A 22844-nucleotide genomic window follows, 5' to 3' on the forward strand; every position below is an offset into this window, starting at 1 on the left:
TAATGATTTTCACTACCGCACAAACAAAATGAATTATTCTTTATAATTCATGTAATTAATCATTAGCAGCGGATAGTCTAACAAGGATAAAGCGAAGTATCTGTGATATCGCACAGTTAAAATTACGCACTTTTGTCATTGCAAAGCACGTCAAATGGTGCCAGAGTTAATCGCAACAAATCACCATATGATTACTTTTGATTAAAACCAGGAGTCAAAACGATGAGTAAAGTGAACACCATCACCCGTGAATCATGGATTCTGAGCACCTTCCCGGAGTGGGGTAGCTGGCTGAACGAAGAGATCGAACAGGAACAGGTTGCTCCTGGTACTTTTGCCATGTGGTGGCTGGGCTGCACCGGTATCTGGCTGAAATCCGAGGGTGGCGCCAATATTTGCGTCGATTTCTGGTGCGGCACAGGCAAACAGAGCCACGGCAATCCGTTGATGAAAAAAGGCCACCAGATGCAGCGCATGGCCGGCGTGGAAAAACTGCAACCGAACCTGCGTACCACGCCGTTTGTGCTCGATCCTTTTGCCATTCGCCAAATCGATGCCGTGCTCTCCACCCACGATCACAACGATCATATTGACGTGAACGTGGCGGCGGCAGTAATGCAAAACTGCGCGGACGACGTGCCGTTTATCGGGCCGCAGACCTGCGTGGATCTCTGGATTGGCTGGGGCGTGCCAAAAGAGCGCTGCATCGTGATGAAACCGGGCGACGTGGTGAAAATCAAAGACATTGAAATTCACGCTCTGGATGCCTTTGACCGTACCGCACTGATTACGCTGCCGGCTGACCAGAAAGCCGCAGGCGTTCTGCCGGACGGCATGGACGAGCGCGCCGTCAACTACCTGTTCAAAACCCCTGGCGGTTCCCTGTACCACAGCGGCGACTCACACTACTCCAACTACTACGCGAAGCACGGTAATGAGCATCAGATTGACGTGGCGCTGGGCTCCTACGGCGAGAACCCTCGCGGCATTACCGACAAGATGACCAGCGCCGATATGCTGCGTATGGCGGAGGCGCTGAACACTAAGGTCGTGATTCCGTTCCACCACGACATCTGGTCAAACTTCCAGGCCGATCCGCAGGAAATTCGCGTGCTGTGGGAGATGAAAAAAGACCGCCTGAAGTACGGATTCAAGCCATTTATCTGGCAGGTAGGCGGCAAGTTCACCTGGCCGCTGGATAAAGACAATCTTGAGTACCACTACCCACGCGGTTTCGATGATTGCTTTACTATTGAGCCAGACCTGCCGTTTAAGTCCTTCCTCTGATTATCCGGCCACATCGCCAGACCCTGAGTCTGGCGATTTCATATTTATTTTAGTAATTTCACGCTATTTCAAATATCATCTTTTCAAATCAATTCTTATCGGAATAGCTCATGACGGAAGCGCAACGGCATCAAATTTTACTGGAACTCCTGGCGCAAACAGGGTTTATCACCGTCGAGAAAGTGATCGAACGTTTAGGCATCTCCCCCGCCACCGCGCGGCGGGACATTAACAAGCTGGATGAGAGCGGCAAACTGAAAAAAGTCCGCAACGGTGCAGAAGCCATCAGCCAGCAGCGTCCACGCTGGTCGCCAATGAATATCCATCAGGCGCAGAATCACGATGAAAAGGTGCGGATCGCCAGAGCCGCCTCACAGCTGGTGAACCCGGGTGAGAGCGTCGTCATCAACTGCGGTTCTACGGCATTTTTGCTGGGCCGCGAGATGTGCGGCAAGCCGGTGCAGATCATCACCAACTACCTACCGCTCGCCAACTATCTTATCGACCAGGAGCATGACAGCGTGGTGATCATGGGCGGCCAGTACAATAAGAGCCAGTCCATCACCCTTAGCCCCCAGGACAGTGAAAACAGTCTTTACGCCGGGCACTGGATGTTTACCAGCGGCAAAGGCCTGACTGCAGACGGTTTATATAAAACCGATATGCTGACTGCGATGGCCGAACAAAACATGCTGAACGTTGTGGGCAAACTCGTCGTGCTGGTCGACAGCAGTAAAGTCGGTGAACGCGCAGGCATGCTGTTTAGCCGCGCAGAACAGATCGACATGGTGATCACCGGCAAAGGGGCTAACCCCGAGATCCTCCAGAAACTGGAAGATCAGGGCGTTAAAATCCTGCGGGTTTAAAGGTGCTGGCGGAAAAACGCCACCGTGGCCTCCAGCGCCGCTGGCGTAATGCGGTGGCGGACGCCCGATTCCCACAAACAGGTCAGATTGCCGTCCAGTCCTTCACGCTTTAGCGCCTGCTGCAGGCGAAAGGTGCCGTCAGGCGGTACCACGTCATCTGCGTCACCGTGCCACAGCAGAAGCGGACGATCGGCCACGCGCGGCAGTGCGCGAGTCACTTCCCAGTCAGCCAACCTCGCCGTCATTTCCGTCAAATCTTGCGGGGGAAAAAGCGTCTTCGCCAGCGACGTAAAGTAGCCGGAGCCCATCAGACAGGCGACGGATCTCACTTCAGGATGATGCGTCATAATCCCCAGCGCCGTCATGCCGCCCATCGAGGCCCCGGCAACCGCCAGCCGGTTATCGGCCACCAGCCCTGCGTCATAAAGCGCATCGCGCAGCCCGGAAAACTCGGTCAGACTGCCGTGCAGAATGGGCCAGAACTGACCAAGCCGCGCCTGTTCATCCCCCGTAAAGCGCGCACCGTGATCGGGGGCATCCGGCATGACGACACGAAAACCGGCCTGCGCCAGCGCCACCGCAAAATAACTGTAAACCAGCTTTGACGAGGTAAATCCATGATAAAAAACCACAACTGGCAGCGGTTTATCACGTTTCCCCGTCGGCATGGCGTGTAAAATTTCATGGTCGCCGAGACGGCGTATTTCAATTTCAATCATTGTCGACCCTGTACGAATGAATGATTCATAATGTTGAGAACTGGGTTACGGTTTCAGGCTATTTTCATTCGAAAATTACGCCCCAGATAACACTTCGGGAACATTCCCCCAAAACGAAATTCGCAGACAACTACACTATGGCTATCAGGAAAAGAGATATGGTTATGCACAGGTTTGCAGCTTTATTGCTGGTGCTTCTTCTCAGTGGCTGTAGCGCACTGCAGGGAACGCCGCAACCCGCTCCCCCGGTTGCCGATCACCCGCAGGAGATTCGTCGTAATCAGACAGAAGGATTACAACGAATGGGCACCGTCTCCGCGCTGGTTCGCGGTTCTCCGGATGACGCAGAAGAGGCAATAAAGGCACAAGCCGTCGCCGCCAAAGCAGATTATTACGTCATTATCATCGTCGATGAAACCATCATTACGGGGCAGTGGTATTCACAGGCCATTTTATACCGTCAGTAATGGTTTTCCTTTGAACGACATTTACACTGCTTTGCGTCCATAGACATTTTCCTGTCCACAATAAACTCCATGCCCGCATCAATGGAAAGGAGTTTATTCGCGAAGGATTGCCCGGCGGATACCGGAGATATGTGAAATGGAGCTGACGATGAAACGAACTCTTGCTTTGACCTCTCTGTTGCTCTCAGCAGGCCTGGTGAGCACCACCGCGCAGTCAGCAGAATTTGCCAGCGCGGATTGCGTTACAGGTCTGAATGAAATAGGCCACATCTCCGTCAATAACATTTCGGGGAGCCCGCAAGATGTTGAACGTATCGTGGCATTAAAAGCCGATGAACAGGGTGCCTCATGGTATCGCATCATCCAGATGCAGGAAGATAACCATGTCGACCACTGGCGGGTACAGGCCATTCTCTACGTCTAAGAACCTTCCTGATAAAAGCCACTTATTTTTAGTGGCTTTTCGTTTTTGCAAATTTTTTATCTTTTACAAAACCATATAAAAACAACTAAATAACATTTTGTTACATTAATTTAGTAAACGTAATCCCCGCTCTGCCGTTGAAGAACCATACCTTTTCAATGATGAGCAATTTATGATCAATTTTTTCCGCCGTGCGGGCCTCGGGACAAAGCTATCGCTGCTGACGGGCGTCAGTGTTGCCGTGCTGTTTCTGCTTTTCACTTTCCTGCTCAGCCAAAAAGCCAGCCAGCAGCTTGAAGCCCTCGCGGTAGAAGACCTGCATAACCAGTCCACCGGTATGGTCGATATGGTGCAAATGTTCAACACCAGCCTGAGTGAAGAAGTCGAAAGCTATACCAGACTGTTTACGACTTTTTTGCCCCAGCCATTTAGCGTCGATACGCTTCAGACCCGGACAATTAACGGGCTCAATGTTCCTCTGCTGAAAGGCGGGGAAACGGAACTCCATGAAAATACCACTTTTTCTGACGACTTCCTGAACCGAACGGGAGCCATCTCCACGCTATTTGTTCGCAGCGGTAACGACTTTATTCGCGTCGCCACTTCCCTGCGTAAAGAGAATGGCGAGCGCGCAATGGGGACCGTTCTGGATACCTCCAGCCCGGCCTTTGCCGCCGCCAATAAAGGTGATGTCTACCGTGGCCTGGCGCTGCTGTTTGGCAAACGCTATATCACCCAGTACCAGCCGGTGAAAAACGCCGAAGGTCAGGTCATTGCGATCGTCTTTGTCGGGGTGGACATTAGCCACTCCTGGAACGTCATGCGCGAGAAAATCCTCAACCGCCGCCTGGGCGAGAGCGGTCACTTCTTCGTGCTGGATCGCAGCAACGGCAAAACACGCGGGCAATACCTGTTCCACACCACGGAAGAGGGACAACTGCCGAAGTGGGACAGCGCGACACAACAGCAGCTTCTGGGTGATAAACCCGGCACCCTGGAGCGCATAAGTGTCGACGGACGGACGCTGAAAATGGCCTATACCCCGCTACCCGGCTGGAACTGGACTATCGTGGGCGAAGTGGATAAGTCAGTGCTGCTTTCAAGCGTCACCGCCATGCGCGATCGCTTCCTGCTGGCCGGTGTGGTCTTGTCAGTCCTCTTTGCAGGCCTGTTCGTGGTCCTTATTCGCCGTATGCTGACGCAACCGCTGCGCAACGTGATTCAGCTTGCACGGCAGTATGCCGACGGCGATCTTCGCTCCAGCCTGCCCGTGACGCGCCGGGACGAGGTCGGACAGCTGATTGACGCCATTAACGGCATTGGCGGCGGGCTGCAAAAAATTGTTCTGCAGGTTCGCGAGGCAGCAGGTGAGATCCAGACGGGGACTAACGCGCTGGCCTCCGATACCGGCGAGATCTCAGAGCAGATCAACAAGCAGGCCAGCAGCGTGGAGGAGACCTCAGCCAGCATGGAGCAACTGGCCGCGACCGTACAGCAAAATGCCGCCAACATGGAGCAAACGCAGCAACTGGTGTGTGAAACCTCACGCGCGGTTCACCAGGGGGGTGAAACGGTAACCCATGCGGTTGCCACGATGGATGACATTCGCGAAGCGTCAAAACGTATCGAAGATATTACCCGCGTGATTGAGTCCATCGCGTTTCAGACCAATATTCTGGCGCTGAATGCGGCGGTAGAAGCGGCACGTGCAGGCGAGCACGGAAAAGGTTTTGCGGTGGTTGCCCAGGAAGTTCGCGCGCTGGCGGGCCGGAGCGCCAACGCGGTGAAAGAGATAGAACAGCTGATTGGCGATACGCTGAGAAAAGTGAGCGAAGGTCACGCGCTGTCTGAACAGACGCGTCTGGCTATGGATTCCATCATCGTTCATATCGATAACATCAGCCAGCTGGTCACCGAAATTAACCACGCATCGCGCGAGCAATCCGCGGGGATTGGCCAGGTGAATCTCGCTATGACCCACATTGGTGAAGCGTCACACATCAACGCCGATCGCGTCTCGCGCAGCGAACAAACCGCACACACGCTGCGCGAGAAAGGTTTACACCTTACCCAACTGGTCAGTCTGTTCCAGCTTAAACGCTAGCCAACCCTGCCCGTGGCGCGCAGCAGCAAATCGCTTTGCACCTGCTCGCTCATCAGCGTACCGCCACGGGTATCCAGCATCATGCGGCACCACGCCTGCGCCACGGGCGGCGATGCGTGCCGCAGCATCTGGCTCCCGGCCCCCAGCAGAAAAAGCTGCTGCGCGATCTCCCGCCCCTGCGCCTCCTGTGGTTTACGCAGCTTTTGCTGAAGCTGGCGCCAGCTGCGGTCAAAGTGTCTGTCCTGCCCTTTGACCTGCGCAAACTCATCGGCCAGCAGGTCGTGGATCCCGGGCTGCTTCGTCAGCACGCGCAGCACGTCCAGGCACATGATATTGCCTGAGCCTTCCCAGATACTGTTCACCGGCATTTCGCGATACAGGCGGGGAAGCTCACTCTCCTCGCAGTATCCTACGCCGCCCAACACCTCCATTGCCTCTGCCACGAACGGGATACCCGCTTTGCAGACGCTAAATTTCGCGGCCGGCGTAAACAGCCGTGCCCAGGCCGCCTCTTGCGGATCCACACGTTTATCCCACGCGCGGGCGAGACGGAACAGCAGTGCCGTTTGCCCCTCCAGCATCAGCGCCATGCGGCTTAAGACCTCACGCATTAACGGCTGATCGATGAGATTTTTACCGAAGGTTTGCCGCTGATGAGCGTGGTACAACGCCACAGACAGCGCCCGGCGCATTAAACCGTGGCTGCCCAGCGCGCAGTCGAAGCGCGTCAGGCCGCCCATTTTGAGGATCTGCCGTACCCCTTCCCCTTCTTCCCCCAGCAGCCAGCCGGAGGCATCAAGAAACTCCGCCTCGCTGCTCGCGTTGGAGCGGTTCCCGAGCTTGTCCTTCAGGCGCTCCAGCCGTACGGCGTTACGTTGTCCGTCAGGTAAAAAGCGCGGGACAAAAAAGCAGGATAATCCACCTTTTGTCTGAGCCAGCACCAGATGCGCATCACTCTGCGGGACGGAGAAAAACCATTTATGGCCTACCAGACGGTAGCTACCATCGCTGCATTTTTCCGCTTTGGTGGTGTTGCTCAGGACATCGGATCCCCCCTGCTTTTCCGTCATCCCCATGCCGATCAGCAACCCGCGTTTTTGCCCACCCGGCACGAGATGGGGATCGTAGCGATCGCTCATCAGCGGCGTTAACCATGCATGAAACGGTTTAGGTAGCGACTGTTGCAACAGCGGCGTGGCGGCGAAGGTCATGGTGACGGGGCAAAGCGTGCCGGCTTCAACCTGCGCATGCAAAACAAACCGTGCCGCTCTGGCCACAAAGGAACCTCTTCGCGCCTCCTCTTCCCACGCCAGGTTATGTACCCGGTTGGCACAGAGCCCCTGCATCAGCAGGTGCCAGGCGGGGTGAAAGCGAATATCGTCCAGCCGCTCTCCGGTGGCGTCGTAGCGTAACAGCTCCGGTGGGTTGACGTTGGCCAGCCTGCCCAGCTCCAGCGACTCTGCGGTCCCTAACTGCTGCCCGATACTGGCGAGCAGCTCGCTATCCCACTCGGCCCCCTCGCGGGAAACCGCGTCACGCAGGGCGCAGTCGGAGAGGAAAAGGTTGCTGTTTGAAAGCGGTGCCGGTTGATTGAAAACGGTATGGGTCTGCCAGTGCATGCTGTCTCCCTCCTTCAGTGGCAATGAAGATAAGTATGGACAGGCCGCGTGCACGCTGCATGGGAGGGGGGTCACAAGCTGGCGATCCCGCTGATATCATTCGTGAAATAGCTCACAGAACATAAGAATAAACTATTTCATCACTTCGCTTTTGTTGAATAATTTATTCTTACCCCTTTCAGTGAGGATCGTTATGCAACCGGATGCGCACAAGCGAGCATTAATTGCAGGCTCCATTGGTAACTTCATCGAGTGGTATGAGTTTGCGGTCTACGGTTTTATGGCGACCGTGATTGCCAGGAACTTCTTCCAGCTCGAGGGAGAAGCGGGACTGACCAGCCTGATCCTCACCTGGGCCTCGTTTGCTATCGCGTTCTTCTTCCGTCCCCTGGGTGCGGTGGTATTTGGCCGCATCGGCGACAGGATTGGCCGGAAACCGACGCTGATCATTGTGCTGGTACTGATGACGCTCGCCACCACAGCCATTGGTCTTGTGCCCGTCTACGCCAGCATAGGCATTGCCGCACCGCTGATCGTTACGCTGCTGCGCATTTTGCAGGGATTGTTCGCAGGCGGAGAGTACGGTGGTGCAGTTTCGTTGATGACAGAGTTCGCTCCACGCGGCAAGCGCGGTCTGTATGGCGCGTGGCAGTCCTTTACCGTGGCGCTCGGGCTGCTAGCGGGCGCGGGGATTGTGGCACTGCTCTCCGCCCTTCTCACGCCTGAGGCATTACATGACTGGGGCTGGCGTATTCCATTCTTCCTTGCGCTGCCGATGGGGGCTGTCGCGCTATGGCTGCGTGTGAGTATGGAAGAGACGCCGAGCTTTGTGCTGCAGAAGGAAAAACCGGTTGTGGCTCAGGCCAGCACCTCCGCCACGCTCAAAACGATTCTGATGGGCATTTGCCGGGTCATGGTCTGGTCGGCGGCAGGGTACACCTACCTGGTGATTATGCCGACCTATCTCCAGTCGGCGCTACACACAGGGTTTAACCAGGCACTGCTGATAGCGGTGATTTCGAATATCGGCTTTGCGCTGACCATCATTCCCTCGGGTATCCTGAGCGACAAGATTGGCCGCCGCACGGTGATGATGATTGCCACCGCCCTGCTGCTGATCCTCGCCCTGCCGCTGCTGAAAATGTTGCAGGCTGAGTCCGCCACGCTGGCCGTTAAAGCGATGGTGGTGCTAATTGCGGGCGGACTGGTGGGAATGCTGGCAGGACCGGGGCCGGCAATGCTGTCTGAAATGTTCCCGACGCGCGTGCGTTATACCGGCCTGGGGCTGGCGTATTCCCTGTCAAACGCGATCTTCTCGGGCTGTGCAGGACTGATTATTACCGGATTAATTAAAGAGACGGACAACCTGGATATTCCGGCATATTATGTGATGGCAACGGCGGTAGTGAGTATTTTCGCGCTGATGACGCTGCGAAAGGATGACCATTTGCGGTCGTTAGAGGAGTGAGGTTGTCACCGTCTGGTGCCCTCACCCCGGCCCTCTCCCACGGGGAGAGGGAGAAAACACTAAAGGCCGTCCTTGGACGGCCTTGCTGTTTATTCTCCGCGCTGACGAACCGCTTCAAACAGGCAGATGCCCGTCGCCACAGACACGTTCAGGGACGACACGCTGCCCGCCATCGGGATGCTGATCAGCTCGTCGCAGTGCTCGCGCGTCAGACGGCGCATACCTTCACCTTCCGCACCCATCACCAGCGCCAGACGTCCGGTCATTTTGCTCTGGTACAGGGTATGATCTGCCTCACCCGCGGTACCGACGATCCAGATATTCTCTTCCTGCAGCAGACGCATGGTACGCGCCAGGTTGGTTACGCGGATCAGCGGAACGTTTTCCGCTGCGCCGCAGGCCACTTTCTTCGCCGTCGCGTTCAGCTGCGCGGAGCGATCTTTCGGTACAATCACAGCATGCACACCTGCCGCATCCGCGCTACGCAGGCATGCGCCGAGATTGTGCGGATCGGTTACGCCATCAAGGATCAGGAAGAACGGGTTATCCAGTGCGGCAATAAGATCCGGCAGATCGTTTTCCTGATACTGACGGCCCGGCTTCACGCGAGCAATAATGCCCTGGTGAACCGCGCCTTCACTTTTCTCATCCAGGTACTGACGGTTCGCCAGCTGGATCACCACGCCCTGCGCTTCCAGCGCGTGGATCAGCGGCATCAGACGTTTGTCTTCACGCCCTTTCAGAATAAACACTTCCTGAAAACGCTCCGGTGCGCGCTCGAGAAGGGCCTGCACCGCGTGGATGCCGTAAATCATTTCACTCATTGATGGTTCTCATTATGACTGTTCTTTCCCCTCTCCCCACTGGGGAGAGGGTCAGGGTGAGGGGCGGAACTTACTCCGCCTGTTTTTTCTTCGCTGCACGTTTTGCTTTGGTGGCAGCAGCGATTTTCTGCGTCTTCGCAGAAGGTTTTTTCGCTGAGCGAGCGTCTTTCTTTGCCGCCTTCGGCTTTTGCTTCTTCTCGCCGCGGAACGCGCTGTCTGGCTCGAAGTTTACCTTCTTACCCGCCTGGCGACGTTTACCGCCGCCCGGTTTACCGTTTCCGCCTTTTTTCGCCCGTTCACGCTCGGTTTTACCGACGTTACGCGGCGCACGCTCGCTGGAGATGAGGCTGAAGTCGATTTTACGGTCGTCCATATTCACGGCTTCAACTTTCACTTCCACACGGTCGCCCAGACGGTAGGTCTGACCGCCCGATTCGCCAATCAGGCGCTGACCAACCTGGTCGAAGCGGTAGTAGTCGTTATCCAGGCTGGAGACGTGCACCAGACCGTCGATAAATAGCTCGTCCAGACGCACGAAGAAACCAAAGCCGGTCACGCTGGCTATCACGCCTTTAAAGACGTTGCCCACCTGGTCCAGCATAAAGTCACACTTCAGCCAGTCCGCTACGTCGCGCGTGGCTTCATCAGCACGACGCTCGGTCATGGAACAGTGCTGACCGAGCTGCAGCATCTCTTCCATCGAATAGTGGTAACCGCCGGTTTCGGTAGTGTTCCCTTTATGGCCCTGCTCCTGCGCCAGCAGATACTTGATCGCGCGGTGCAGAGAGAGGTCAGGATAGCGACGGATCGGCGAGGTGAAATGCGCGTAAGACTGCAACGCCAGGCCGAAGTGTCCCCGGTTTTCCGGATCGTAAATCGCCTGCTTCATCGAACGCAACAGCATCGTCTGCAGCATTTCTGCATCAGGACGGTCGCCAATGGACTCCAGCAGCTCGGCGTAATCGCGCGGTTCAGGCTTGTTGCCGCCAGGCAGCTCCAGACCCAGTTCCGCCAGTACTGAACGGAACGCGGTGATGGCTTCCGTTGACGGCTTATCGTGAATACGGAACAGCGCTGGCTCTTTGGCTTTCTCAACGAAACGCGCTGCCGAGATGTTCGCCAGGATCATACACTCTTCGATCAGCTTGTGCGCATCATTACGCTGGGTCTGCTCGATACGCTCAATGCGACGCTCTGCGTTGAAGATAAACTTCGCTTCTTCACTCTCGAACGAGATCCCGCCGCGCTCTTCGCGTGCCTGATCCAGCGTTTTGTAGAGGTTATGCAGTTCTTCAATATGCTTGACCAGCGGCGCGTATTGTTCGCGCAGATCCTGGTCGCCCTGCAGCATATGCCAGACCTTGGTATAGGTCAGACGCGCATGGGAACTCATGACCGCTTCATAGAACTTGTAGCCGGTTAAGCGCCCTTTGGTGGAGATGGTCATCTCACACACCATACAGAGGCGATCAACCTGCGGGTTCAGGGAGCACAGGCCGTTAGAGAGCACTTCCGGCAGCATTGGTATTACCTGAGAGGGGAAATACACCGAGGTACCACGGCTGCGCGCTTCGTTATCCAGCGGGGTGTGCGGGCGAACATAGTAGCTCACGTCCGCAATCGCCACCCACAGACGCCATCCGCCACCGCGTTTTTTCTCACAGTAAACGGCATCATCGAAGTCGCGGGCATCTTCGCCATCAATGGTGACCAGCGGCAGGGAGCGCAGATCCACGCGGCCCACTTTGGACTCTTCCGGCACTTCTTCACGCAGACTTTCGATCTGATCTTCAACCGCTTTCGGCCAGATGTAGGGGATCTCATGGGTGCGCAATGCCATATCAACGGCCATGCCAGTGCCCATGTTATCGCCCAGGACTTCCACGATTTTACCAACCGCTTTGGTGCGACGCGTTGGGCGCTGAGTGAGTTCTACCACAACCACAAAGCCCATGCGTGCGCCCATCACCTCTTCAGGCGGGATCAGGATGTCAAAGCTCAGACGGCTGTCGTCCGGCACCACAAAGCCCACACCCGCATCAGTGAAGTAACGGCCAACAATCTGGCTGGTTTTTGGCACCAGTACGCGCACCACGCGCGCTTCCCGGCGACCTTTACGGTCAGCACCCAGCGGCTGCGCCAGGATCTGGTCGCCGTGGATACACATTTTCATTTGTTCAGATGACAGATACAGGTCATCTTTGCGGCCTTCCACGCGCAGGAAGCCAAAGCCATCACGGTGCCCAATCACGGTGCCTTTCAGCAAGTCGAGGCGTTCAGGCAGCGCGTAGCACTGGCGGCGGGTAAAGACCAGTTGCCCGTCGCGCTCCATGGCACGCAGGCGACGGCGAAGGGCTTCAATTTGCTCTTCACCTTCAATATTTAATTCAACGGCAAGTTCTTCACGATTGGCGGGTTTTTCGCGTTTTGTTAAGTGTTCAATGATGAACTCGCGGCTGGGGATAGGATTCGCGTATTTTTCGGCTTCGCGTTCCTGGAAAGGATCTTGTGACATGTCGGTTCCTCCGTTGTCAGCTCCGGTGGAAATTTTCTTCATTCCACCAGCAATAATTTATAAAGCGGTTGATTCTCTTCAACCAAATCGGCCAGCGTGTAGTTATCCAGTTCCTTGAGAAAACTTTGCACAGCCTTAGAAAGCGCCTGTTTCAGGCGGCAAGCGGGTGTAATGTGGCAAAACCCACTGCTGCAGTTCACCAGAGACAAGGGCTCCAGTTCGCGTACCACATCCCCGATGCGAATACTCTGCGCCGGTTTACCGAGACGGATCCCCCCATTCTTCCCGCGGACGGCAGCAACGTATCCGGCACGACTAAGTTGATTGATTATTTTGACCATATGATTACGAGATACGCCGTATACCTCCGTCACTTCAGAGATACTGGTCATCTTCCCATCGGGTAACGACGCCATGTAAATCAGCGCACGTAAGCCGTAATCGGTGAAACTTGTTAACTGCACATCAACCTCAGGAAAAAGGGAAAACGCGGTCAAACCGCAGAGATATTCATTAATGATGATAAACCAGCCAGATAGATAGCGGCTAATTTATTTGACAGACGGGGCGAAAAAGCGGAGATCCAGGAGCGGTCGCCGGATGGCGCTACGCTTATCCGGCCTACGAGTTTCCCCGCAGGCCAGCATTCACGAAGATTATGCGTCGAACGGGTCGCGCAGGATCATCGTTTCAGTACGATCCGGGCCGGTAGAAATAATATCGATCGGCACTTCGGTCAGTTCTTCAATACGCTTGATGTAATCCAGCGCCGCCTGTGGCAGGCCACTACGCTCTTTCACACCGAAAGTGGTCTCAGACCAGCCCGGCATGGTTTCGTAAATTGGCTCAATGCCTTCCCAGTCGTCAGCGGCCAGCGGAGTTGTGGTCACTTCACGGCCGTCTGGCATACGGTAGCCGACGCAGATTTTCACTTCTTTCAGGCCGTCCAGCACGTCCAGCTTGGTCAGGCAGAAGCCAGACAGGGAGTTGATCTGCACGGCACGACGCACAGCAACCGCGTCCAGCCAGCCGGTACGACGACGACGACCGGTGGTCGCGCCAAACTCGTTACCCTGCTTGCAGAGGAACTCGCCGGTTTCATCGAACAGCTCGGTCGGGAATGGACCTGCCCCCACACGCGTGGAGTAAGCTTTGATGATGCCCAGAACGTAATCCACATAACGTGGACCCAGGCCAGAGCCGGTCGCCACGCCACCTGCGGTGGTGTTAGAAGAGGTTACGTACGGATAGGTACCGTGGTCGATGTCCAGCAGCGTACCCTGCGCACCTTCGAACATAACGAAATCGCCACGCTTGCGCGCCTGGTCCAGCAGATCGGACACATCAACAACCATACCGGTCAGAATGTCTGCAATCGCCATGACGTCATCCAGCACTTTCTGGTAGTCAACAGCGTCAGCTTTGTAGAAGTTCACCAGCTGGAAGTTGTGATATTCCATCACTTCTTTCAGTTTTTCAGCGAAGGTGGCTTTGTCGAAGAGATCGCCCACGCGCAGACCGCGACGTGCCACTTTATCTTCATAAGCCGGGCCGATACCACGACCGGTCGTACCGATCGCTTTCGCACCACGTGCTTTCTCACGCGCGACGTCCAGTGCCACGTGATAATCCAGGATCAGCGGGCAGGCTTCGGAGAGCAGCAGACGCTCACGAACAGGGATACCACGGTCTTCCAGACCTTTCATCTCTTTCATCAGCGCAGCGGGAGACAGCACAACGCCGTTACCGATAATGCTGGTGACGTTTTCGCGAAGAATGCCTGATGGAATAAGATGGAGGACGGTTTTTTCACCGTTGATTACGAGAGTATGGCCTGCGTTGTGACCGCCCTGGTAGCGTACAACATATTTAGCCCGTTCAGTCAGAAGATCAACAATCTTCCCTTTACCTTCGTCACCCCATTGGGTGCCCAGTACGACGACGTTGTTACCCATTTTTTTCAAAATCACCGTTTGCTTAAAAATGGATTCTACCATCGCTTTTTCAGATATACAGCACTTTTTGACCTCAAAATACGCCAAATCCGACCACTTTTTGATCAGCCAATCGTTTTCCTCAACATGTAGTAGATCACGATGCCAGCAACCACAAGTCCACCGCCGAAACGGCGCAAAATATTATCCGGAAGTTGGCTCATGGTCGCGATCATGCGGCGCCAGGCACGCGGATAAAGCATCGGTCCCAGGCCTTCCAGCACTAACACCAGGGCCAGCGCCAGCCAAATGGTTGAATTCATTTTTATTCCTTATAAAAGAAAACCACCGCTCCGGAGGGAGCGGTGGTTTGAATACTCAAACGTGCCAGAGTTTATCGTGTTGCGTTAGTCGGCGTCTTCATATAACGGAAGAAATCGCTGTCCGGGCTGAGCACCATCACATCCTGGTTGCTCTGGAAGCTATTCTCGTAAGCACGCAGGCTACGGATAAAGGCGTAGAAGTCGGGATCCTGGCTGAAGGCATCTGCGAACAGCTTCGCCGCTTCCGCATCACCTTCACCGCGCAGAATACGGCCCTGACGTTCAGATTCCGCCAGCGTCTTGGTAACTTCGTAGTCCGCTGCAGCACGCAGCTTCTCAGCCTCTTCCTGGCCTTGTGAACGGTGGCGACGGGCTACCGCTTCACGCTCGGCGCGCATACGGTTGTAGATCGCTTCGGACACTTCAGCTGGCAGGTTGATCTGCTTGATACGCACGTCAACCACTTCGATACCCAGCGCAGCCATACTGTTCGGGTTGATCACCGGCACTTTACCGTTGGTTTCAGCCTGAACGCGTTCAGCTGCTTTCGCAATCGCGTCATCCGCTGCTGGCGTTTCCACTTCGTCTTCCGTGCCCGCTGTACCGGAATTCAGCGCATCGCGCACTTCCAGGGTCAGACGACCGCGGGAGTCGGTCACGATGTCTTTCACATCCAGACGACCAATTTCAGAACGCAGACGGTCAGAGAACTTACGTTTCAGCAGCACTTCCGCCTGAGAAACGTCGCCACCACCGGTTGCCAGGAAGTAACGGCTGAAATCGCTGATGCGCCATTTGATGTAGGAATCAACGATCAGGTCTTTCTTCTCTTTGGTCACGAAACGGTCAGCCTGGTTATCCATAGTCTGGATACGCGCATCCAGCGTTTTCACTGACTGAATGAACGGCACCTTGAAGTGCAGGCCCGGTTCGTAAATCACCGGACGTTTGTCACTGTCACGCACGACGCTGCTGAACTGGAACTTGATCCCACGCTCGCCCTCTTTCACCACAAAGATCGAGGTATACAGCACGACCAGTACGATGACGATGATCGCAATAACTGACTTACGCATCCTTATTCCCCCTGACGCTGGTAGTCGTTACGCTGCGCGTTAGCACGGCGTTGGTCCATAATGTCACCATCGTTCGAAGAAGGCGTTGTGTTCGCGCTGGCGCTGCCCGATGACGCTGGCGGCAGACGCAGCAGGTTGTTTGCTCCGCTGGTGTCTTTCGCGGCCGGTGCAGAACCGCCTTTCAGCATCTGATCCAGCGGCAGCACCATCAGGTTTCCACCTTTGCTGTCGTTAACCAACACTTTGCGGGTATGGCTCAGCACTTTTTCCATGGTCTCGATATAGAGACGCTCACGGGTAATTTCTGGCGCTGCTTTATATTCCGGCAGAATCTTCGCGAAGCGAGCCACTTCACCCTGTGCTTCCAGGATGGTCTGCGTCTTATACGCGCGTGCTTCTTCCAGAATACGCTGCGCCTGACCGTTAGCACGTGGCTGAACTTCGTTGGTGTACGCTTCCGCTTCACGGATGTACTGCTGTTCGTTCTCACGGGCAGCAATTGCATCATCAAATGCGGCCTTCACCTCTTCCGGCGGACGAGCAGCCTGGAAGTTAACGTCCAGCAGGGTGATACCCATGTTGTACGGACGAATGGTCTCCTCCAGCTCGCGCTGGGTATCGCTACGAATAACGGTACGACCTTCGGTGAGAATGCGGTCCATGGTGTATTTACCAATCACACCACGCAGGGCGCTATCAGTCGCCTGACGCAGGCTGTCATCGGCGCTGGTTACGCTAAACAGATAACGTTCAGGATCGGTCACGCGGTACTGGACGTTCATCTCAACGCGCACCACGTTCTCATCAGACGTCAGCATCACGCCAGAGGCGGCCAGTTCACGGACGGACTCCACGTTTACCGCTGTCACGTCGTCAATGAAGGTCGGCTTCCAGTTCAGGCCCGGCTCAACCAGATGGCTGAACTTACCGAAACGGGTGACCACGCCGCGTTCTGCTTCTTTAATGGTGTAGAACCCGCTGGCTGCCCAGATGATTACCACCGCAGCGGCCACAATGCCCACTACGCGGCCACCCATTGGCGGGCGCGGACTCTGAGTGGAATTACCCCCTGAGCCAGAACCTTTTCCTCCGCCCAGGCCACCAAGCTTTTTGCTCAGCTTGCGGAAGATATCATCCAGATCCGGCGGCCCCTGCTCGCGACCACCTTTGTTGCCATTTCCCCCAGAGTTGCCGCCTTGATTATTGCTGCTTCCCCACGGGTCGCGGTCTTGTCCGTTATTACCGGGCTGATTCCACGCCATGTATATGCTCCATATTTGTTATGCAAGGGCGAATTTTTCAGGCTTCCCCTTTCTGATCAGACGATATAGTCCGCCAGCGCAGGTTCTTGTTTACAGAGGCGACGCCAGTCAACGATCGGCATACGCACCTGCATCCCCACGCTGCCGTCATCCTCCATCCACTCTTTTTCTATCGCCTGAAGCTGATAAAACCGGCTGCGCAGCCTGCCTTCCTGTGGCGGCAGGCGCAGCGTGTGCTGCGCTACCTCACCGGAAAGACGTTCTGTCAAAGCCTGGAAAAGCAGTGGCACACCAATACCGGCCTGAGCAGAAAGCCAGACCCGAATCGGTTTGTTCTCTTCATCTCGGTCGATACGCGGTTCGAAATCCTCCAGCATATCGATCTTGTTCATCACCAACAGCGTGGGAATTTCGTGGGCATCAATCTCTTCCAGCACCACGTTCACCGCGTCGATGTTCTCCTGCACGCGTACGTCAGCCGCATCAATCACGTGCAGCAGCAGGGTCGCCTGTCGCGTCTCCTGCAACGTCGCTTTAAACGCCGCCACCAGATCGTGTGGCAAATGGCGGATAAACCCTACGGTATCCGCCAGCACCGTTTCACCCACGTCTGCTACGTCAATACGACGCAGCGTAGGGTCCAGGGTCGCAAACAGCTGGTCTGCGGCATAAACCTGGGCCTCGGTTATCTGGTTAAACAGGGTGGATTTACCGGCGTTGGTATAACCCACCAGCGACACGGTCGGGATGTCAGCTTTGGTTCGCGCCCGACGCCCCTGTTCACGCTGTTTCTCTACACGTTCCAGACGCGAGAGGATCTGGGTAATACGGCCACGCAGTAAACGACGGTCGGTTTCGAGCTGGGTTTCACCCGGACCGCGCAAACCGATCCCGCCTTTTTGTCTTTCAAGGTGGGTCCAGCCACGCACCAGACGCGTCGCCAGATGGCGCAGTTGTGCAAGCTCAACCTGCAATTTCCCTTCATGGGTACGTGCACGCTGAGCAAAAATGTCTAAAATCAATCCCGTGCGGTCGATCACACGGCATTCGCAGAGAGCTTCCAGGTTGCGCTCCTGGGCTGGAGACAGCGCATGATCAAACAACACGACTGACGCGCCGGTTGCTTTTACGGCATCCGCAATTTCTACTGCTTTACCTTCACCAACAAAATACTTTGGGTGCGGCGCTTTACGGCTACCGGTAATCACCTGCATTGCTTCGACACCGGCGGAAGAGACCAGAGATTCAAACTCCTGGAGATCTTCCATATCTTTGTCTTGCGAAAAATAGATGTGTACCAGCACCGCCTGCTCACCGGCATCATAACGGTCAAACAAGCGTAAACCTCTCTAAAAAGATCAGCGGGGAACGCAGGATCCCTGGCTCCCCGTGTGGATAACAGCTGAAACCTTATTCGGTTTCGTCGCTGCCCTGCGCTGGCGTTGAAGAACCCTGCGCGTTGCTGCCATGATGGTAGTTACTGCCAGTGCCGCCGCCAGCGTTATTGCTGTGATGAGAGACTGGACGGGACGGAACAACAGTAGAGATAGCGTGCTTGTAGACCATCTGACTGACCGTGTTTTTCAACAGGATCACAAACTGATCGAAAGACTCAATCTGACCTTGCAGCTTAATACCATTCACCAAATAAATAGAAACTGGAACACGTTCCCGACGCAATGCGTTCAGGAACGGATCTTGTAAAGATTGCCCCTTAGCCATTCTATCTTTTCCTTATATGCTTGTTTTGTACTTAGAACCTTGCGATTCTGAAAAATTGCGCACGATACGTCTCAATTGTACACATTCAGTGGGCGATATCACCAACAACCTCAATCACCTCGTTTAACGCCTGTTGCGGTTTTTCACTGTCTAACCAGTGAACTCCCTCCCAACCGCGCAACCAGGTGATCTGGCGCTTCGCTAACTGTCTCGTGGCGCAAACACCTCGATAAACCATTTCATCGTATGAAATCTCACCTTCAAGATACGACCACATCTGGCGGTATCCCACACAACGAACGGAAGGCATATCCGTATGCAAATCTCCACGGGCAAATAGCGCCCGCACTTCTGCTTCAAAATCTGAAGCTAACATCTGATGAAAACGCTGCTCAATTCGTTGATGGAGCAGTTCACGGCTCGCCGGGGCGATGGCGAACTGATGCACCTGATACGGCAGAGCGTCTCCTGACGTTTGCGTCAGTTCCGTTAAAGTTTTACCCGAAATGAAAAAAACTTCCAGTGCCCGGGAAAGCCTTTGCGGATCATTTGGATGGATTCGCGCTGCCGCAACCGGGTCAATCTCTGCTAGTTGCTTATGCAACACGTCCCATCCCTGCTCTGCCGCCTGTTGCTCAATCTTTGCTCTCACGTCAGGATCTGCGGAAGGTAAAGGTGATAATCCTTCCAGCAGCGCCTTAAAGTAGAGCATGGTGCCGCCAACCAACAGCGGTATACGTCCCGCCGCCGTAATCTCGGCCATCTCGGCTAAGGCATCCCGGCGGAAATCCGCTGCGGAGTAAGCCTCTGCCGGGTCGAGAATATCCAGCAAACGGTGCGGTGCCGCACGCAGTTCTTCTGCGCCAGGCTTCGCCGTACCAATGTCCATCCCCCGATAGATGAGGGCGGAATCAACGCTAATCAACTCTACAGGCAAAACTTTGCGTAACTCAATGGCTAACGCCGTTTTGCCGGAGGCCGTGGGGCCCATTAAAAAAATTGCCTTTGGCAGGCTCGCCTTACTTACGTCAGTCATGTTTCAGGGCGGTCATCGCCGTTTTCAAATCAACAGGTTGTAATAACCCACCCGGCGGCGCTTTCACCAGCTGTGGGCAGAGGCGTTCGACCTCCGCCAGCACGGTAATCGCCTGCGCCATACTCCACGGTGTATGTTCGCTGGCCAGATGGCGAGCGATCCACTGCGCGGTGTTGGCGGCCTCAAACGATGTTTGCTGCGCCAGGTAGCCTATCAGTTCAGGAATCAAGTTTTGTAAATTTTGTTGGCGTAAGGGTAAAGGCACTGCGCGAATTGTCACATGTTGTGGTTCGAGCACCATTTCAATGCCCATTTGCGCCAGTAGGGCCTCTGTACGCTGCAATACCCGCGTTTCTTCAGCGGATATTTTCAGACGAACCGGGATCAATAACGGCTGCGCACAGGCCGCATTTTCCCCTGGCGTCAGTTGCGCCTGTTTGAGCCAGCGTTCGGCAACCGGTAACGCCAGAAGCTGCAATTTGCCGTCGCGTTCTAGCAATGCCATATCCGGTGCGATAATCGTCAGCACTCGCCCGAAACTCTGGCTGTGCCCTTCAAGGGACGGTGTCGCCACTGCAACGTGATCTTTGCGCTCAACAGCAGGCGTTTCCAGCAACTTACGGTACAACGCCCCCTGCTGCTTTTGATAGCCGGGTTGAGCGTTGGGATAGTTTGCTCCCGTCGGACGCGTCGTGCTCGCACCGGTTGAGAATCGAGGCGTTTCCGGCTCTCGCGCGACAGCGGGCTGCGCAAAATGGTTGCGGCCCGCAGCGACACGGTTTTCCGGGATGGGACGCGGTGAGGAATCGTCTTTTTCCAGCGGCAATGTAGGCTCAACCTGCTGTTGCAATACGCTCAGCACGCCCTGATAGATAAAATCATGCACCAGACGCGACTGATGGAAGCGCACCTCATGCTTGGCGGGGTGGACGTTAACATCGACCTGATGCGGATCGATCTCCAGATAAAGCACAAAAGCCGGTTGCTGATCGGCCCCAAGCTTGTCTTCACAGGCCTGACGAATGGCGTGGTTAATGAGGCGGTCGCGCATCATGCGGCCATTCACGTAGCAATACTGAATTTCAGAGAAAGCCGCACTGCTGGCGTTCGGGTCAGCCACCCAGCCACGTAAAGCGAGATCGCCATGCTGCCACTCTATCGCCAGCGCCTGTTCCAGAAATGGCGTTCCGCAGATAGCCCCTAAACGGCGCTCTTTCTGCCCGCCTTCCGCCACCGCGCGATACTGGCGCATCACCTTGCCGTTATGGCTGAGATTAATGGTGACGTCAAAACGCGCCAGCGCGATACGACGAATGATCTCGTCGATATGGCCGAATTCGGTTTTTTCGGTACGCATAAACTTGCGTCGGGCGGGGGTGTTGTAGAACAGATCCAGCACTTCCAGCGTGGTACCGACAGGATGCGCCGCGGGTTTAACCGTCACATCCATGTCGCGTCCTTCGGCGTATGCCTGCCAGGCTTCCTGCTGTTCAGCGGTACGAGAGGTCAACGTCAGGCGGGAAACCGAACTAATACTGGCGAGCGCCTCGCCGCGAAAGCCGAGGCTGATTATTGCTTCAAGATCGTCCAGAGAGGCAATTTTACTGGTGGCATGACGCGCCAGCGCCAGCGCCAGCTCGTCTTTTTTTATCCCACAGCCGTTATCGCGAATGCGGATAAGTTTCGCCCCGCCGCGTTCGATATCAATATCAATGCGGGTAGCTCCCGCATCGAGGCTGTTTTCCACCAGTTCCTTCACCACCGATGCAGGACGTTCCACCACCTCACCGGCGGCGATTTGGTTCGCAAGCTGCGGCGGTAGAACCTGAATCGGCATGATGTCTCCTTAGTTGGTCGCGGTCATCCCACCCGGCAGTGAAGCGTTGGCCACCTGGCCTGCTCCGCCCGACGGCGCGGACTGCAGCGGGTGCGCGTCAAAGTATTTACGCAGACCGTTATAAATCGCTTCGGCAATTTGCTGCTGATAGCTGTCGCTTCCCAGCAGGCGCTCTTCGGCGTTGTTGCTGATAAAGCCGGTCTCCACCAGAATTGACGGAATATCCGGCGAACGCAGCACGCCCAGGCTCGCATGTTCCGGGCGACGCTTGTGCAATGCCCCGATGCCCTGCAGCTGATTCAACACGTTAGTGGCGACATCATACCCGACGCGCTGGGAATGACCGAACTGTAAATCCAGTACCGCCTGGCTGAGGTACGGGTCTGACTGACTGTTTGCCAGCACATCACCCGCACCGCCCAGCAGTTCTGACTGTTTCTCATGCTCTTCCAGCCAGTTTGCCATCTCGCTGTTTGCCCGGCGGTTTGACAGCACCCACACAGACGCGCCCGTGGCACTGCGGTTTGGCGCAGCATCCGCATGAATAGAGACCAGGAAATTGGCATTTTGCTTACGCGCCACGTCCGAGCGGCCCATAACGGAAATAAAATAGTCGCCGTCACGGGTCAACACGCCTTTAAACATAGGATCGTCATTCAGCAGCGCGCGCAGCTTGCGGGCAATGGCAATTGTGACGTTTTTCTCCCGCGTGCCGCCCGGGCCAATCGCACCAGGATCCTGACCACCGTGTCCGGCATCAATGGCGATAATCACTTTATCACCGCTGACCGCGCGGCGCGCACTGGCCGCCGGACGCGTTACCGTATTGCTGCTGGTTGCTGCGGTAATGCGATCGTTCTGCGATTTAAACGGATTACGCGCGGGTTCCGATGGACGCGGAGTATACACAGGCTCCTCCACGCGTTTCGCGACAACCGGTGGCGGCGGAGGCGGCGGCGGAACGTCGGCATTGATGGTAAAAACTACCGTATAGTTCGCGCCGTTTTGCTGCTTAACCGCTTTCGTTTTGCCCTTTTCGGTGAGATCCACCACCAGGCGCAATGACTGGCTGTCCTGCGGGTTACCCGAGCGAATACTTTTCACCAGGTTGTTACCGCTGAACCGAAGCGGGAGCCCCTGAATCACCCCGGTCTGTTTGATATCCAGCGCCACGCTGTGGCTGTCTGGCTGTGAAAAAGCGTATTCAGGGTCACCCATAAAGCTAAACGTGATCCGGGCCTGGCTTTCGCCGTTCGACACCTGAATATCCGAAAGGCTTGCCGCCCCGGCCTGCGCGCACAGCAGCACCGAAGCAGCTAACAGCCAACCTTTAACGCGATTTTTCATCCCGTCATCCCTAC

At 55.5% G+C, this 22844-nt stretch carries 20 protein-coding genes; 6 read left to right on the forward strand and 14 right to left on the reverse strand.

The window, feature by feature from the left end; genetic code table 11:
- The first annotated feature begins 222 nt into the window (after positions 1–222).
- Positions 223–1287 carry an L-ascorbate 6-phosphate lactonase gene (gene ulaG, locus ACOTXR_RS09980; protein ID WP_010427455.1) on the forward strand — a complete coding sequence of 355 codons (1065 nt, stop codon included), beginning with the start codon at positions 223–225 and terminating at the stop codon, positions 1285–1287.
- A 110-nt stretch (positions 1288–1397) separates the two neighbouring features.
- Entirely contained in the window at positions 1398–2153 is a 756-nt protein-coding gene (ulaR, locus tag ACOTXR_RS09985) for an HTH-type transcriptional regulator UlaR (protein WP_014882239.1), read from the forward strand.
- On the opposite strand, the gene yjfP is transcribed toward ulaR, so the two are convergent.
- Positions 2150–2872, reverse strand: coding sequence for an esterase (gene yjfP, locus ACOTXR_RS09990; RefSeq protein WP_047625915.1), 723 nt, complete (start codon positions 2870–2872; stop codon positions 2150–2152). The two genes, ulaR and yjfP, sit on opposite strands and share 4 nt — an antisense overlap.
- A 137-nt stretch (positions 2873–3009) precedes the next feature.
- Between yjfP and bsmA the strand changes: the two genes are divergently transcribed.
- The 3 genes from bsmA to ACOTXR_RS10005 all read left to right on the forward strand — a co-directional run bounded on the left by bsmA (position 3010) and on the right by ACOTXR_RS10005 (position 5867).
- Positions 3010–3339, forward strand: coding sequence for a biofilm peroxide resistance protein BsmA (gene bsmA, locus ACOTXR_RS09995; protein WP_072205338.1), 330 nt, complete (start codon positions 3010–3012; stop codon positions 3337–3339).
- Positions 3340–3475: 136 nt separating this feature from the next.
- The gene (yjfN, locus tag ACOTXR_RS10000; RefSeq protein WP_023331857.1) at positions 3476–3763 is read left to right on the forward strand and encodes a DUF1471 family protease activator YjfN; all 288 of its coding nucleotides are present in this window, start codon (positions 3476–3478) and stop codon (positions 3761–3763) included.
- Positions 3764–3935: 172 nt separating this feature from the next.
- Positions 3936–5867, forward strand: a complete 1932-nt coding sequence (locus ACOTXR_RS10005) for a methyl-accepting chemotaxis protein (protein ID WP_047625916.1) — start codon at positions 3936–3938, stop codon at positions 5865–5867.
- Here the strand turns inward: ACOTXR_RS10005 and ACOTXR_RS10010 are convergent.
- Positions 5864–7486: an isovaleryl-CoA dehydrogenase gene (locus ACOTXR_RS10010; RefSeq protein ID WP_058690317.1), complete on the reverse strand. Its 1623-nt coding sequence runs from the start codon at positions 7484–7486 to the stop codon at positions 5864–5866. The genes ACOTXR_RS10005 and ACOTXR_RS10010 overlap by 4 nt on opposite strands.
- A gap of 193 nt (positions 7487–7679) precedes the next feature.
- Here ACOTXR_RS10010 and ACOTXR_RS10015 point away from each other — a divergent pair, with 193 nt between their 5' ends.
- On the forward strand, positions 7680–8954 hold the full coding sequence (locus tag ACOTXR_RS10015; protein WP_058690318.1) for an MFS transporter: 1275 nt from the start codon (positions 7680–7682) through the stop codon (positions 8952–8954).
- Positions 8955–9043: 89 nt separating this feature from the next.
- Here the strand turns inward: ACOTXR_RS10015 and rlmB are convergent, their stop codons facing one another.
- From rlmB to amiB, 12 genes are all read right to left on the reverse strand, one after another.
- Complete coding sequence (rlmB, locus tag ACOTXR_RS10020) at positions 9044–9778, reverse strand: 23S rRNA (guanosine(2251)-2'-O)-methyltransferase RlmB (RefSeq protein WP_014882232.1); 735 nt, start codon at positions 9776–9778, stop codon at positions 9044–9046.
- A gap of 70 nt (positions 9779–9848) precedes the next feature.
- Positions 9849–12293 (reverse strand): ribonuclease R, encoded by a 2445-nt coding sequence (rnr, locus tag ACOTXR_RS10025; protein WP_014882231.1) that lies wholly within the window; start codon positions 12291–12293, stop codon positions 9849–9851.
- 38 nt (positions 12294–12331) lie between these two features.
- The gene (gene nsrR / locus ACOTXR_RS10030; RefSeq protein WP_421767026.1) at positions 12332–12757 is read right to left on the reverse strand and encodes a nitric oxide-sensing transcriptional repressor NsrR; all 426 of its coding nucleotides are present in this window, start codon (positions 12755–12757) and stop codon (positions 12332–12334) included.
- Positions 12758–12949: 192 nt separating this feature from the next.
- A complete protein-coding gene (locus ACOTXR_RS10035) occupies positions 12950–14248 on the reverse strand; it encodes an adenylosuccinate synthase (protein ID WP_006178975.1) in 1299 nt (432 codons plus the stop codon).
- A 104-nt stretch (positions 14249–14352) separates the two neighbouring features.
- Positions 14353–14550: a DUF2065 domain-containing protein gene (locus tag ACOTXR_RS10040; protein ID WP_003855996.1), complete on the reverse strand. Its 198-nt coding sequence runs from the start codon at positions 14548–14550 to the stop codon at positions 14353–14355.
- 71 nt (positions 14551–14621) lie between these two features.
- On the reverse strand, positions 14622–15626 hold the full coding sequence (gene hflC, locus ACOTXR_RS10045) for a protease modulator HflC (RefSeq protein WP_013095290.1): 1005 nt from the start codon (positions 15624–15626) through the stop codon (positions 14622–14624).
- Positions 15627–15628: 2 nt separating this feature from the next.
- Complete coding sequence (gene hflK, locus ACOTXR_RS10050) at positions 15629–16888, reverse strand: FtsH protease activity modulator HflK (RefSeq protein ID WP_014882229.1); 1260 nt, start codon at positions 16886–16888, stop codon at positions 15629–15631.
- A gap of 56 nt (positions 16889–16944) precedes the next feature.
- Positions 16945–18225, reverse strand: a complete 1281-nt coding sequence (hflX, locus tag ACOTXR_RS10055) for a ribosome rescue GTPase HflX (protein WP_023331851.1) — start codon at positions 18223–18225, stop codon at positions 16945–16947.
- 73 nt (positions 18226–18298) lie between these two features.
- A complete protein-coding gene (gene hfq / locus ACOTXR_RS10060) occupies positions 18299–18610 on the reverse strand; it encodes an RNA chaperone Hfq (RefSeq protein WP_047744928.1) in 312 nt (103 codons plus the stop codon).
- An 85-nt stretch (positions 18611–18695) separates the two neighbouring features.
- The gene (gene miaA, locus ACOTXR_RS10065) at positions 18696–19646 is read right to left on the reverse strand and encodes a tRNA (adenosine(37)-N6)-dimethylallyltransferase MiaA (protein ID WP_032629682.1); all 951 of its coding nucleotides are present in this window, start codon (positions 19644–19646) and stop codon (positions 18696–18698) included.
- Entirely contained in the window at positions 19639–21483 is a 1845-nt protein-coding gene (gene mutL / locus ACOTXR_RS10070) for a DNA mismatch repair endonuclease MutL (RefSeq protein WP_058690319.1), read from the reverse strand. Before mutL ends, miaA begins: the two co-directional genes overlap by 8 nt.
- Before the next feature lie 9 nt (positions 21484–21492).
- Positions 21493–22830, reverse strand: a complete 1338-nt coding sequence (gene amiB, locus ACOTXR_RS10075; protein ID WP_045134425.1) for an N-acetylmuramoyl-L-alanine amidase AmiB — start codon at positions 22828–22830, stop codon at positions 21493–21495.
- Positions 22831–22844: the final 14 nt, after the last annotated feature.

The sequence above is a fragment of the Enterobacter cloacae complex sp. IR53030 genome (assembly GCF_049238365.1).
GTDB lineage: Bacteria > Pseudomonadota > Gammaproteobacteria > Enterobacterales > Enterobacteriaceae > Enterobacter > Enterobacter kobei.

Coding starts and splice junctions, on each gene's coding strand:
- ulaG (WP_010427455.1), top strand. CDS start 223: ATGAGTAAAGTGAACACCATCACCCGTGAATCATGGATTCTGAGCACC.
- ulaR (WP_014882239.1), top strand. CDS start 1,398: ATGACGGAAGCGCAACGGCATCAAATTTTACTGGAACTCCTGGCGCAA.
- yjfP (WP_047625915.1), bottom strand. CDS start 2,872: ATGATTGAAATTGAAATACGCCGTCTCGGCGACCATGAAATTTTACAC.
- bsmA (WP_072205338.1), top strand. CDS start 3,010: ATGGCTATCAGGAAAAGAGATATGGTTATGCACAGGTTTGCAGCTTTA.
- yjfN (WP_023331857.1), top strand. CDS start 3,476: ATGGAGCTGACGATGAAACGAACTCTTGCTTTGACCTCTCTGTTGCTC.
- ACOTXR_RS10005 (WP_047625916.1), top strand. CDS start 3,936: ATGATCAATTTTTTCCGCCGTGCGGGCCTCGGGACAAAGCTATCGCTG.
- ACOTXR_RS10010 (WP_058690317.1), bottom strand. CDS start 7,486: ATGCACTGGCAGACCCATACCGTTTTCAATCAACCGGCACCGCTTTCA.
- ACOTXR_RS10015 (WP_058690318.1), top strand. CDS start 7,680: ATGCAACCGGATGCGCACAAGCGAGCATTAATTGCAGGCTCCATTGGT.
- rlmB (WP_014882232.1), bottom strand. CDS start 9,778: ATGAGTGAAATGATTTACGGCATCCACGCGGTGCAGGCCCTTCTCGAG.
- rnr (WP_014882231.1), bottom strand. CDS start 12,293: ATGTCACAAGATCCTTTCCAGGAACGCGAAGCCGAAAAATACGCGAAT.
- ACOTXR_RS10035 (WP_006178975.1), bottom strand. CDS start 14,248: ATGGGTAACAACGTCGTCGTACTGGGCACCCAATGGGGTGACGAAGGT.
- ACOTXR_RS10040 (WP_003855996.1), bottom strand. CDS start 14,550: ATGAATTCAACCATTTGGCTGGCGCTGGCCCTGGTGTTAGTGCTGGAA.
- hflC (WP_013095290.1), bottom strand. CDS start 15,626: ATGCGTAAGTCAGTTATTGCGATCATCGTCATCGTACTGGTCGTGCTG.
- hflK (WP_014882229.1), bottom strand. CDS start 16,888: ATGGCGTGGAATCAGCCCGGTAATAACGGACAAGACCGCGACCCGTGG.
- hfq (WP_047744928.1), bottom strand. CDS start 18,610: ATGGCTAAGGGGCAATCTTTACAAGATCCGTTCCTGAACGCATTGCGT.
- miaA (WP_032629682.1), bottom strand. CDS start 19,646: ATGACTGACGTAAGTAAGGCGAGCCTGCCAAAGGCAATTTTTTTAATG.
- mutL (WP_058690319.1), bottom strand. CDS start 21,483: ATGCCGATTCAGGTTCTACCGCCGCAGCTTGCGAACCAAATCGCCGCC.
- amiB (WP_045134425.1), bottom strand. CDS start 22,830: ATGAAAAATCGCGTTAAAGGTTGGCTGTTAGCTGCTTCGGTGCTGCTG.